Genomic DNA, 12,643 nt, shown 5'->3' on the forward strand with positions numbered 1-12,643 from the left:
ATGCCGCGAGCCTCACCCGCTGCGTCCGGCGTCGAAGAATCCGGGGTGCACATATGAACAATGCTGGGCACATATCCACGGCGGATGGCGTCGAAACGGTCTATCGCATCGGCGAACTGGCGGCCGAGTTCGATGTCACGCTGCGCGCATTGCGCTTTTATGAAGACAAGAACCTTCTGCAACCGCGCCGCATCGGCAATACGCGGTTGTACTCACGCCGCGACAGGGCGCGGCTGGCGCTGATCCTGAAGGGCAAGCGTCTGGGCTTTTCGCTGCAGGACATTGCGGAAATGTTGGCGCTCTACAACCCGTCGGACGGCAACCGCCGACAGTTGCGGTTCGCGGCCGAAAAGGGGCGAGAGCAGCTGGAGCGCCTGCACCGTGAGCGCGCAGGCATCGATACGGCGATCGGCGAACTCCAATCGGCCATGAGCGATATCGCGCAGCGATTGTCGGCCGCTGACACGCGCTGACGTTCGGCACGGATCAAGCCTCACAAAGACCGAGTCCCGACCGCTCTTGCGCCCGGCGCGGGCTTGTTGCGCGTGGCAGAACGGGCGATCGTCAATCGGCACAATCGGACATCAATTTTGACGTTTACGGAAACGTCAAAATTTGCTAGGCGTGACCGAACGCTGGCCGTGCCCTGCCGGTCGGCCGATCATATTTGCGATGCGGAGGAAATCCATGCCGAGCTACCGCGCCCCGGTCGAAGACACGCTGTTCGTTCTCAACGACGTTCTGAAATATGAGCGCTACAACAATCTGCCCGGCTTCGCCGACGCATCGCCCGACATCGTCGAGGCGGTTCTGCGCGAAGGGGCCCGGTTCGCCGAGGAAGTGTTCTTCCCGCTCAACCAGGTCGGCGACAGCCAAGGCTGCGTGCGTCACGAGGATGGCTCGGTCACCACGCCGGAAGGCTTCAAGGCCGCCTACGAGCAGTTCAAGGAAGGCGGCTGGATGGGCCTTGCCTTCGACGAGGAGTATGGCGGCCAGGGCCTGCCCTACACGCTGCACACCGCGGTCGGCGAATATTTCTCCTCGGCCAACATGGCGCTGATGATGTATCCCGGCCTGACCCAGGGTGCGATGGCCGCAATTCTGGTGCACGGATCGGACGAGCAGAAGCAGACCTATCTGCCCAAGATGGTCGAGGGCGTCTGGACAGGCACGATGAACCTGACCGAGCCCCATTGCGGCACCGATCTGGGTCTCCTGCGCACCAAGGCCGTGCCCCAGGACGATGGCAGCTACAAGATCTCGGGCCAGAAGATCTTCATCTCGGCCGGCGATCACGACATGAGCGAGAACATCATCCACCTGGTGCTCGCCCGCATCGAGGGCGCGCCGGAGGGCGTCAAAGGCATCTCGCTGTTCATCGTTCCCAAATACAAGGTCGGTGAAGACGGCTCGGTGGGCGATGCCAACGGCGTCACCTGCGGCTCGATCGAGGAAAAGATGGGCATTCACGGCAATGCCACCTGCGTGATGAACTATGACGATGCCACGGGCTATCTGGTCGGCGAGGCGCACAAGGGCCTCAAGGCGATGTTCGTGATGATGAACGAAGCGCGGCTCGGCGTCGGCCTGCAGGGTCTGGCCATCTCCGAGATCGCCTACCAGAACGCGGTCGACTACGCCAAGGAGCGCGTGCAGGGCCGGGCGCTGTCGGGCGCCAAATATCCCGACAAGAAGGCCGATCCGATCATCGTGCACCCGGACGTGCGGCGCAACCTGATGACGATCCGCGCCTTCAACGAGGCCGGTCGCGCGTTCATCTTGTGGGCGGCGCTCAAGTCCGATGTGGCGCACCGGTCCGAGGACGATGCGGACCGCGAACTGAACGAGGAGATGATGGGGCTGCTGACGCCGGTCATCAAGGGCGTTCTGACCGACAAGGGGTTCGATCACGCCGTGATGGCTCAGCAAATGTATGGCGGCCACGGCTATGTCGAGGAATGGGGCATGAGCCAGTATGTGCGCGATGCGCGCATCGCCATGATCTATGAGGGCGCCAACGGCATCCAGGCGCTCGATCTTGTCGGCCGCAAGCTGCCGCAAAATGGCGGCCGCGCCGTGCAGGCCTTCTTCAAGGAAGTCGGCGATTTCTGCGAGGAAAATCGCGACGACGAGCAGATGGCCTTCTTCACCAAGCATTTGAAGAAGGGCCTGAACGATCTGCAGCAGGCGACCATGTGGTTCGTCCAGAACGCGATGGCCAAACCGGACAATGCCGGTGCCGGGTCGCACGACTACATGCACCTGTTCGGGCTGGTGGCGCTGGGCTACATTTGGGGCCTGCAGGCCAAGGCGGCGCAGGAGAAGATCGCCGCCGGCGCCAATGGCGATGCGCGCTACCTCGAAAACAAGCTTGTCACGGCACGCTATTTCTTCGAGCGCATCATGCCGGAATCGTCGGCTCACCTGGCCCGCATCTCGGCCGGTGCCGACTCGATGATGGCGATCCCGGAAGAAGCGTTTTGATCGAAATCCGTACGGTGGCGCTTCAATAGAGGCGCCGCCGACACCACATGGATTGCAGACGGTCTGGGGAGGTGCGCGGTGGCTGACTTCACATTGTACGGCTTCTGGGAAAGCGGCAACGCCTACAAGGTGGCGCTGATGCTGGAACTCAACGATGCCGACTGGCGCTGCCAGCACGTCGCCTTCATGACCGGAGAAACGCGCCGCCCGGAATTCCGCGCCATGAACGTGATGGGCGAGGTACCGGTGCTGGTCCATCACCGCGACGGGGGCGATTTCAAGGTGACTCAATCGGGCGCCTGCCTGACCTATCTGGCAAGGCATTTCGGCACCTACGGGCCGCAAACCGAAGCCGAAGACTATGACGTTTTGCGCTGGCTTCTGTTCGACAGCCAGAAACTGTCGGGTCAGGCCGGTCCGCTGCGATTCCTGCGCTACATGGCGGGGCGCGAGGAAGGCCCCGAGACACAGTTCATGCATGGCAGGGCGATGAGCGCGCTCAAGGTGCTCAACGCCGCGCTTGAAGGCAGGGACTGGCTGGTCGGCGACCGGCCGACCATCGCCGACATTGCCTGCCAGGGCTATCTGCACTGGCCCGGCCAGATCGGCGTGACCTATGACGAACTGACCAACATCGAACCGTGGCTGGCACGCATCCGCGCGCTGCCCGGCTTCAAACATTCCGAGGACCTGATGCCCTCGGGCCGCGAGCCCGAAACGGCAACGGCCTGACACAAGACAAGACGGGAGAAACCTGATGGCAGACGCCTATGTTTACGATGCGGTGCGCACGCCGCGCGGCCGCGGCAAGAAGGACGGCTCGCTGCACGAAGTGCCGACGCCGCGCCTTGGCGCCAAGGTGCTCGAAGCGCTGCGCGACCGCAACGAACTGGACACGACGAAGGTCGACGATGTGATCTTCGGCTGCGTCGATCCGGTCTATGAGGCCGGCGGCGACATCGCGCGCGCGTCCGTTTTCGAGGCAGGCTATGCGACCGAGGCGCCGGGCATGCAGATCAACCGCTTCTGCGCCTCGGGCCTGGACGCCATCAATTTCGGCGCGGCGAAGATCGCGCAGGGCGCCGACGACATCGTCATCGCCGGCGGCGTCGAATCGATGAGCCGCGTCGGCATGGGCGCGTCGGGCGGCGCCTGGTACATGGACCCGTCCGTGAACATCCCGGCCTACTTCATGCCGCAGGGCGTGTCGGCCGACCTGATCGCGACCAAATACGGCTTCTCCCGCGACGATGTGGATGCCTATGCCGTCGAGAGCCAGAAGCGTTCCGGCGAAAGCTGGGAGAAGGGCCATTTCAAGAAGTCGGTGATCCCGGTGAAAGACCAGAACGGGCTGACCATTCTCGATCATGACGAGCACATGCGTCCGGGCACGGACATGCAGTCGCTCGGCCAGCTCAACCCGTCCTTCGTCATGCCCGGCCAGATGGGCGGCTTCGAGGCGGTCGGCATTGCCGGCCATCCGGAGGTCGAAGCCATCAACTATGTTCACCATGCCGGCAATTCGTCCGGCATTGTCGACGGCGCGGCGGGTATTTTGCTCGGCTCGAAGAAGGGCGGCAAGATGATGGGCCTTGAGCCGCGCGCCAGGATCAAGGCGTTCGCCAATATCGGCTCTGACCCGACGCTGATGCTGACCGGCCCGGTCGACGTTACCGAAAAGCTTCTCAAAAAGGCCAGGATGACGCTCGACGACATCGACCTGTTCGAGCTGAACGAAGCCTTCGCCGCCGTCGTGTTGCGCTACATGCAGGCCTTCGACATCGACCACGGCAAGATGAATGTCGCCGGCGGCGCGATTGCCATGGGCCATCCGCTCGGGGCCACGGGCGCGATGATCTTCGGCACCGTGCTCGACGAACTGGAACGCCGCGATCTGAACACCGCGCTCGTGACGCTGTGCATCGGCGCCGGCATGGGCACGGCGACGATCATCGAGCGGGTTTGATGACGACGACCCCCGCCTCCCCCTTGAGGGGGGGGCACGAGAAGCAACCTTCGGACAGCGTCCGAAGGGAAGCTGATCGGGTGGGGGTCACAAGACAAACCGGAACACAAATGACCCCCACCCGGCTCTGACTTGCTGCGCAAGCCAGTCGCCGACCTCCCCTCAAAGGGGAGGTAGGACAGCGGAGGACCAGACATGACCTACACCAATTTCACCATCGAAACCGACGCAGACGGCATAGCCCTTGTCACCTGGGACATGCCGGACAAGTCGATGAACGTCTTCACCGTCGAGGTGCTGCAGGAGCTCGACGCCATTTGCGATGCCACAACCGCCGACGAAGCGGTCAAGGGCGTGGTGTTCACCTCAGGCAAGAAGGACGCGTTTTCGGGCGGTGCGGACATCACCATGCTCAAGGCGATGTTCGACGCCTACGAGGCCGAGAAAGCCAGCAACCCGGAAGCGGCAACACAGCTTTTGTTCGACAATGCCGGCAAGATGAGCCAGATCTTCCGCAAGATCGAGACCTGCGGCAAGCCGTGGGTGTCGGCCATCAATGGCGTTTGCATGGGCGGTGCGTTCGAACTGTCGCTCGCCTGCCATGGCCGTGTCGCCGCCGACAGCGAGGCGGTGAAGATCGNAGCAGGACGCGCTGCAGATGATGACGACGGGCCAGAATTTGAAGCCCGCGCGCGCCAAGGCGATGGGCCTGATCGATGAGATCGCGCCGCCCAAAAAGCTGGTCGATGCGGCCAAAAAGATGATCAAGGACGGTCTCAAGCCGGTCCAGCCCTGGGACGAGAAGGGCTTCAAGCTGCCCGGCGGCAAGGTCTATTCGCCCGCCGGCGCCAATGTCTGGCCGGCGGCGTCAGCCATCCTGCGGCGCGAGACGCACATGAACTATCCGGGCGCCGCGGCGATCCTCAAATGCGTCTATGAAGGGCTTCTGGTGCCGTTCGACGTGGGCCTGACGATCGAGCAGCGCTATTTCACCCAGGTGCTGCAGTCGCGGGAAGCGGGCGCGATGCTGCGCTCGATCTTCGTGTCGCTGCAGGAACTCAACAAGGGCGCGCGGCGTCCCGATGACGTCAAGCCGACGAAGTTCAAGAAGATCGGCGTTCTGGGCGCCGGTTTCATGGGCGCGGGCATCGCCTATGTCACGGCCAGGGCCGGCATTCCGGTCGTGCTGCTCGACCGCGACATGGAAGCGGCCGCAAAGGGCAAGGCCCATTCGGAAGGGCTGCTCAAGAAGGCCATGCAAAAGGGCCGGACGACGCAGGCCGATGCGGACAAGCTGCTGTCGCTGATCACGCCGACGGCCGATTATGCGGACTTCGACGGCTGCGACCTGATCATCGAGGCGGTGTTCGAGGATTCCGGCGTCAAGAAGGCCGCGACCGAGCAGGCGGAGGCGGTGATCAAGCGCACGACCGTGTTCGCCTCCAATACCTCGACCATTCCGATCACCGATCTGGCGAAGAATTCGGTGCGGCCGAAGAACTTCATCGGCATCCACTTCTTCTCGCCGGTCGACAAGATGATGCTGGTCGAGATCATCATGGGCAAGCGGACATCCGGCAAGGCGCTGGCGGTGGCCATGGACTATGTCCGGGCCATCAAGAAGACGCCGATCGTCGTCAACGACACGCGCGGCTTCTATGTGAACCGCTGCGTGCTGCGCTACATGTCCGAAGCCTACAACATGCTGATCGAGGGCGTGCCGCCGGCGATGATCGAGAATGCGGCGAAGATGGCCGGCATGCCGGTCGGCCCGCTGTCGCTCAATGACGAGACGGCGATCGACCTTTCGCAGAAGATCCTCAAGCAGACCGTGCGCGATCTGGGCGACAAGGCGGTCGATCCGCGCCATATCGAACTGGTCGACACGATGATCGAAACCCATGGCCGGCTCGGACGCAAGAACGGCAAGGGCTTTTACGACTACCCCGAAAAGCCCGCCAAAAAGCATCTGTGGCCCGAGCTCAAGGACATGTATCCGCAACAGGACGCCGATGCGATCGATTTCGAGGAGCTGAAAGAGCGGTTCCTCTACACGATCGCGCTCGAGGCGGCCCGCGTGATGGGCGAAGGCATCGTCACCGACCCGCGCGAGGCCGATGTCGGTTCGATCCTGGCGATCGGCTTTGCGCCCTATACGGGCGGCACGCTGAGCTACATTGACGGGATCGGGGCCGAGGCTTTCGTCGCCCGCGCCAAGCAGCTTCAGAAGAAGTACGGGGCCCAGTTCAAGCCGCCGCGCGTTCTGACCGACATGGCCAAGACCGGCGAGACCTTCTACCAGCGGTTCAATCCCTATCCGGAACTGGACAAGGCCGACGCCGCCTGACGCAGGCGTCCCTGATCAATCAACAAAGCCCGGCGCTAGCGCCGGGCTTTTCGTTTGGCGACGGGCCCGGTTCACATTGCCGTGGCGGCGCGGCGTGTCCTCTTGCCACCGCGGAACGGTTTGCCGGGCTTGCCGCGCATCGGGCCGCGGCCAGCGGGCTTGCCGCCATCGCCCTGTCCGCGCGCATGGGCCCCGGGCTTGCCCCGGGCGCCGTTGCGGCGCGGGCCGCGCTGTCCCTGACGCGCGCCGGCATCCTTCTTGGCTTGTCGCGCTTCGCTGGCGTTGGCCCGCTCGCCACTGACAACCGGGATCGGACGGCCGATCAGCCGTTCAATATCGGCGAACAGATGGGTTTCGTGCGGTCCGCAAAAGGCGACCGCCTCACCCTCGGCGCCGGCGCGGGCCGTGCGGCCGATGCGGTGCACATAGTTCTCGGCCACCTCGGGCAGATCGAAATTGAAGACGTGGGTGACGCCGGAGATGTCGATACCGCGCGCCGCCACATCGGTCGCGACCAGGACGCGGATCTCGCCGTTGCGGAACGCCTTGATGGCGCGCTCGCGCTGGCCCTGGCTCTTGTTGCCGTGGATGGATCCAGCCTCGAACCCGGCGGCGACAAGCTGCTTCTTGAGCTTTTCGGCACCGTGCTTGGTGCGGGCGAAGACCAGCGACAGCGAACCCGGTTCGGCAGCCAAAAGATCGCTCAGAAGCGCGACCTTGCCGGCCTGGGCGACATGGTGGACGCTCTGGCGCACCTTGTCGGCGGGCTTGCCGGGCGGCGACACCTCGACGCGCACCGGATCGCTCAGGTAGGTCGCGGCGAGCGTATTCATCTGCTTGGGCATGGTCGCCGAAAACAGAAGCGTCTGCCGCTTGGGCGAGACCAGCTTGGCGATCTGCTGAAGCGGCTTGATGAAGCCCAGATCGAGCATCTGGTCGGCTTCGTCGAGGACCAGATACTGGACCTGATCGAGTCGGACGGCCTTGCGCGCGACCAGATCGAGAAGACGGCCGGGCGTGGCGATCAGAATGTCGGTGCCGCGCGAGAGCTTGTGGGCCTGGGCGCGGATGGACGCGCCGCCGACCACCGTCTCGACACGCAGGTGCGTGTCGCGCAGGAAGCCGCGCACATTGGTGCCGATCTGGTTGGCCAGTTCGCGCGTCGGCGCCAGCACCAGGGCGCGCGCGGTGCGCGGCTCGGGGCGCGAGCCGACCGGGATCAGACGGTGGATGAGCGGCAGGCTGAACGCCGCCGTCTTGCCGGTGCCGGTCTGGGCGAGGCCCATCAGGTCGCGGCCTTCCAGAAGATGCGGAATGGCCTGCGCCTGGATCGGCGTCGGTATCGTCAGCTCGAGCTTTTCGAGCGTCTTGCAGATGACGGGCGCAAGGCCCAGCTTAGAAAATTGCGTCAAGAATTTTGCCTTTCGTGGCAGCGGCCCGCACGGGGCCGCCATGAAGATATGCATGAAGGGTCGGCCAGCCGGAATGGCAGGCGTCGCCGCGGATCGGTTGCAGCCAAGGCTCGCTTCCGGCCGAATGCCGTCAAAGCCGCCTGACCGGCAGTACCCCCGCGTGAATTGGGAAACCTGGTGGACAATGCGCCGCCTTGTTCAACGTGCCATCATGGCGCGCGGCGTATCACGGAAGTTGCGGCTGAAAGCCCCGGAGGCGATCCATGTCGCCTGCGGCTGCTCACGCGGCAGCCAACTCCGATACCGCGCATATCGGCGTGCGGCGCAACAAAGTCAAGCGCGATCGACCGCTCAGCGATGCGGGCAGGACGCGATTCGTCTTGAAACCGCAACAAAGCTGTGTTCATGATTTGGTTCTATCGAGAGTTTCGGCCGATCGGAAACAGCCTAACCGCCGCGCAAAAAGAAGCGACACGCCTAGTCCTTTCCCCAGACATCGATGACCAACGGCGGGCTTGCCCGCCACCCCTATGCAGACCGTCTTGAAAGGACATGACGATGGCGAGCGGAACGGTAAAATGGTTCAACACCACCAAGGGCTATGGCTTCATCGCGCCCGATGAGGGCGGCAACGATGTGTTCGTGCACATCTCCGCCGTGCAGCGTTCGGGCATGGAGACGCTGTCGGAGGGCCAGAAGGTCTCCTACGAACTGGTCACCGACCAGCGGACCGGCAAGACGGCCGCCGGCAACCTCGTCGCGCAGTAGGCGCAACCCTTCACGTGAAACACTGGCCGACCTGCCCCAAAGGGCGGGCGGCTTCGTTCAAAGATGCCTCAGCGGCGGCGGCGTCCCTGTTCGCGCCGGTCGGCGTCGTCGCGGAAGGCCGGCAGTGCGCTGAAGTCCGGCTTTTCCCGACTCGATCGCACGCGCACCGGCCGGTGCATTGCGCGATTGTGCAGGTGACGCGTGATCAGCGCCAGAAAGGTTGCAACGCTGAACGCTACCATCCAGTGCGCGCCACCGATATACCCCAGAACGTTGAACAAGGTGAAGTCGACAAAGAAGTTCGTGCTGCTCATGGCTTTCTCCATCTGATGCGAGCAACCCTCGGCTCGTTGCGCCCGTCCCGATGATCTGCCGAACCGTGTCTCCGGCCCTTATACCAAAGTAGTATGCCATAGATGGGGCGCCTTGCGGATCGCCCAGGCCTGCAGAAATGCTGAAATTTTCATCAAATCCGCATATTTGAGCTGCGTCATGCCTACTTTCTCGGCGTAATCACACGCCAGACAGGCCATATGTGCGTCGTCCGACAGGGATCGCACCGATCGGTCCCTTGAGGGATTCGCTGACAGGGGCCTTTTGCTCTTCGGTCATCCGGCCCGATCGGACGATGCGAGTCACGGCTTGCGGGACCGCCTCGATGAAGGTATTTATTCCTTTGAACCCACCGGCCGAAGCATCATGTCGCCACTTTCCCACGAGCAGGTCTGGGCCGCCATCGACCGGCTGGCGGAGCGCCACGACCTGTCACCGTCGGGCCTTGCCAAACGCGCGGGGCTCGATTCGACGACGTTCAACAAGTCCAAGCGCTTTGCCGCCGACGGCCGGGCACGCTGGCCGTCGACCGAATCACTGGCCAAGGTGATGGAAGCCACCGGCGCGTCGATGGACGAACTGGTCGCGCTGATGGTGCCCGGCCGCTACGAAACCGGCTTTTCCGAGCCCGGCGCGGCGGATTATGCCCCGCCGTCCCGCCGGATACCGCTGCTGGGCATGGCGCAGGCCGGCGCCGGCGGTTTTTTCGACGCGGACGGGTTTCCCGCCGGCGAAGGGTGGGACGATGCCGCGTTCCCCGATGCGGGGCTGGGCGCCGACGTCTATGCGCTGGAGATCGCCGGCGATTCCATGCTGCCGCTTTATCGCGACGGCGACACGATCATCGTCTCGCCGGCAGCTTCGATGCGGCGCGGCGACCGTGTCGTCGTCAAGACGCATGGCGGCGAAGTGATGGCCAAGATCCTCAAGCGGCAGAGCGCCGGCACGGTGGAACTGGCGTCGGCCAATCCCGACCATGCGGACCGGACGCTCGACCGCAGCGAGATCGCATGGATCGCGCGCATCCTGTGGGCCAGTCAGTAGCGGTCAGGCCGCGGCGTCGCCGGCGAGTTCGCCGCCGAGCGCCCTGTCGATCAGCGCGCGCGTCTCGTCGATCCCGTAGAGCGCGATGAACGAGCCCAGCCGCGGCCCGCGTTCCTGGCCCAGCAGCACGCGGTAGAGCGCATTGAACCAGTCACCCGTCACGGCGGGCTTGCCTTCCGGGCTTTTCTTGGCCGGGTCCTGATAGCGCTCGAACGCCCGGCCGACATCGAGAAGCGCATCCTGGATCGCCGCTCCGTCCGACGCCTTGTCGGCCGACAGGGCAGCCAGCGCGTCCGACAGATCGGCGAGCGCCTGTCTTTCGATATCGTCGGGCGCATGAAAGCGCTTGGACGGGCGCACGAAATCCTCGAAATAGCGGATGGCGTGGCCGGCCAGCGCGTCGAGCTGCGGATGCGTCTGGGCGGTGACGCCCGGCGCATAACGCGAGATGAAGCCCCAGAGCACGTCGCGGTTCTCGGCATTCGAAGCGCTGACCAGATTGAGCAGCATCGCGAACGGAACCGGCATGTCCGCTTCGGGCGGATTGCCGGCATGGATGTGCCAGACCGGATTGGACAGGCGCGCGGCGGCATCCTGGCCGCCATAGGCAGACAGAAAGCTGAAATATTCGTCGACCGCCTTGGGGATCACATCGAAATAAAGCCGCTTGGCCGTGCGCGGCTTCTGGAACATGAAGAGTGCCAGGCTTTCGGCGGGCGCATAGGTCAGCCACTCGTCGATGGTCAGTCCGTTGCCTTTGGACTTGGAGATCTTCTCGCCCTTGTCATCGAGAAACAACTCGTAGACGAAATGCTCCGGCGGGCGTCCGCCCAGGATCGCGCAGATGCGGTCATAGATGACCGCATTGGTCTGGTGATCCTTGCCGAACATCTCGAAATCGACGCCGAGCGCGGCCCAGCGCATGCCAAAATCGGGCTTCCACTGCATCTTCACGCCGCCGCCGGTGACCGGCAGCGTCGTCTCGGTGCCGTCCTCGTCGTCGAAGGTGATCGTGCCGGCCCTGGCATCGACATGCTTCATCGGGACATAGAGGACGCGGCCTGTCTTGGGCGAGATCGGCAGGAAGGGGCTGTAGGTTGCCTGCCGCTCCTCCCCGAGCGTCGGCAGCATCACCGCCATGATCTCGTCGAACCGCTCACAGGCGGTCAGCAGAACCGGGTCGAACCGGCCGGAGGTATAATAGTCGGTCGCGCTGGCGAACTCATAGTCGAAGCCGAACGTGTCGAGGAACCGTCGCAGCATGGCATTGTTGTGGTGGCCGAAGCTCTCATAATCGCCGCCGAACGGGTTTGGCACGGCGGTCAGCGGCTTATGCAGATGCGGCTCGAGCGCCGCGCGGTCGGGCACGTTGTCTGGGATCTTGCGCATGCCGTCCATGTCGTCGGAAAAGCACAGGAGCCGCGTCGGCACGGTGTCGCCGGTCAGGACCCGAAACGCGTGGCGCACCATGGTGGTGCGCGCCACTTCGCCGAACGTGCCGATATGCGGCAGGCCGGACGGACCGTAGCCGGTCTCGAACAGGACCGTCTCCGGATAACCGGTCTTCTCATAGCGCTTGATGATCTTGCGTGCTTCCTCGAAGGGCCACGCCCTGGACTTGGCGGCGGCTTCAGCGATGGCCGGATCGAGATCGGAGGGCGGCAGCGGGGCGGCGCTCATGGCGGTTCCTCGGCAGACAATGGCGGCGGAAAGCCGGTTCAATAGGTCATGAAGACGGCAATGGGAAGTGGGCCGCCGGCGCTCAATGCGACAAAGGGCGGGCCTCTTGCCGCTTGCGCTGCCGGAGCGGCAAACATACAGACGGAGCGACACGAAACAGGAAATCGAACGATGGCGAAGATCGATGAGGCCCGGGCGCTGATCTACATCATGGTCACGGTGGCGGCGGCGGATGCGCGGCTGTCGGATCGCGAACTGAACCGGATCGGCGTGATCACCGACACGCTGCCGATCTTCGAAGGCATCGACCGCGATGTCCTGGTCGAACAGGCCAACAATTGCACCGCCATACTCGAGGAGGAAACCGGCCTCGAGACGATCCTGACCATGGTTCACGACACGATCCCGCAAAGACTGTACGAGACCGCCTATGCGGTGGCCGTCGAGATCGCCGCCGCCGACCTGCATGTGGAGCAGGAAGAACTACGGTTCCTGCAGATGCTGCGCGATGCGCTCGATCTCGATGCGCTGGTCATCGCCGCCATCGAACATTCGGCGCGGGTGCGCTTCCGGCTGCCCTCACAATCGTAAGCGGTGGAGCGAAACGCT

At 63.9% G+C, this 12,643-nt stretch carries 10 protein-coding genes and 1 pseudogene; 8 read left to right on the forward strand and 3 right to left on the reverse strand.

Features of this window, described 5'->3' with window-relative positions:
- Nucleotides 1-53 precede the first annotated feature (53 nt).
- From DEM25_RS04510 to DEM25_RS04530, 5 genes and pseudogenes are all read left to right on the forward strand, one after another.
- Nucleotides 54-473 carry a MerR family transcriptional regulator gene (locus DEM25_RS04510; RefSeq protein WP_109766892.1) on the forward strand — a complete coding sequence of 140 codons (420 nt, stop codon included), beginning with the start codon at nt 54-56 and terminating at the stop codon, nt 471-473.
- 214 nt (nt 474-687) lie between these two features.
- The gene (locus DEM25_RS04515) at nt 688-2,484 is read left to right on the forward strand and encodes an acyl-CoA dehydrogenase C-terminal domain-containing protein (protein WP_109766893.1); all 1,797 of its coding nucleotides are present in this window, start codon (nt 688-690) and stop codon (nt 2,482-2,484) included.
- 78 nt (nt 2,485-2,562) lie between these two features.
- On the forward strand, nt 2,563-3,216 hold the full coding sequence (locus DEM25_RS04520; protein WP_109766894.1) for a glutathione S-transferase family protein: 654 nt from the start codon (nt 2,563-2,565) through the stop codon (nt 3,214-3,216).
- A gap of 25 nt (nt 3,217-3,241) precedes the next feature.
- Entirely contained in the window at nt 3,242-4,450 is a 1,209-nt protein-coding gene (locus tag DEM25_RS04525) for an acetyl-CoA C-acetyltransferase (protein ID WP_109766895.1), read from the forward strand.
- 195 nt (nt 4,451-4,645) lie between these two features.
- A pseudogene (locus DEM25_RS04530) lies at nt 4,646-6,797 on the forward strand (3-hydroxyacyl-CoA dehydrogenase NAD-binding domain-containing protein).
- Nucleotides 6,798-6,868: 71 nt separating this feature from the next.
- Here the strand turns inward: DEM25_RS04530 and DEM25_RS04535 are convergent.
- Entirely contained in the window at nt 6,869-8,209 is a 1,341-nt protein-coding gene (locus DEM25_RS04535) for a DEAD/DEAH box helicase (RefSeq protein WP_420578715.1), read from the reverse strand.
- A gap of 558 nt (nt 8,210-8,767) precedes the next feature.
- On the opposite strand from DEM25_RS04535, the gene DEM25_RS04540 reads away from it, so the two are divergent.
- Nucleotides 8,768-8,977: a cold-shock protein gene (locus DEM25_RS04540; RefSeq protein WP_109767026.1), complete on the forward strand. Its 210-nt coding sequence runs from the start codon at nt 8,768-8,770 to the stop codon at nt 8,975-8,977.
- A gap of 68 nt (nt 8,978-9,045) precedes the next feature.
- On the opposite strand, the gene DEM25_RS04545 is transcribed toward DEM25_RS04540, so the two are convergent.
- Nucleotides 9,046-9,291: a hypothetical protein gene (locus DEM25_RS04545; RefSeq protein ID WP_147393271.1), complete on the reverse strand. Its 246-nt coding sequence runs from the start codon at nt 9,289-9,291 to the stop codon at nt 9,046-9,048.
- A 385-nt stretch (nt 9,292-9,676) separates the two neighbouring features.
- On the opposite strand from DEM25_RS04545, the gene DEM25_RS04550 reads away from it, so the two are divergent.
- Complete coding sequence (locus tag DEM25_RS04550) at nt 9,677-10,354, forward strand: S24 family peptidase (protein WP_109767027.1); 678 nt, start codon at nt 9,677-9,679, stop codon at nt 10,352-10,354.
- Nucleotides 10,355-10,357: 3 nt separating this feature from the next.
- Here the strand turns inward: DEM25_RS04550 and DEM25_RS04555 are convergent, their stop codons facing one another.
- Nucleotides 10,358-12,034 (reverse strand): lysine--tRNA ligase, encoded by a 1,677-nt coding sequence (locus DEM25_RS04555; RefSeq protein WP_109767028.1) that lies wholly within the window; start codon nt 12,032-12,034, stop codon nt 10,358-10,360.
- Between the two features lie 171 nt (nt 12,035-12,205).
- Here DEM25_RS04555 and DEM25_RS04560 point away from each other — a divergent pair, with 171 nt between their 5' ends.
- Nucleotides 12,206-12,625: a tellurite resistance TerB family protein gene (locus DEM25_RS04560; protein WP_245412758.1), complete on the forward strand. Its 420-nt coding sequence runs from the start codon at nt 12,206-12,208 to the stop codon at nt 12,623-12,625.
- Nucleotides 12,626-12,643: the final 18 nt, after the last annotated feature.

This window comes from Oceaniradius stylonematis (genome assembly GCF_003149475.2).
Classification (GTDB): Bacteria; Pseudomonadota; Alphaproteobacteria; order Rhizobiales; family Rhizobiaceae; genus Roseitalea; species Roseitalea stylonematis.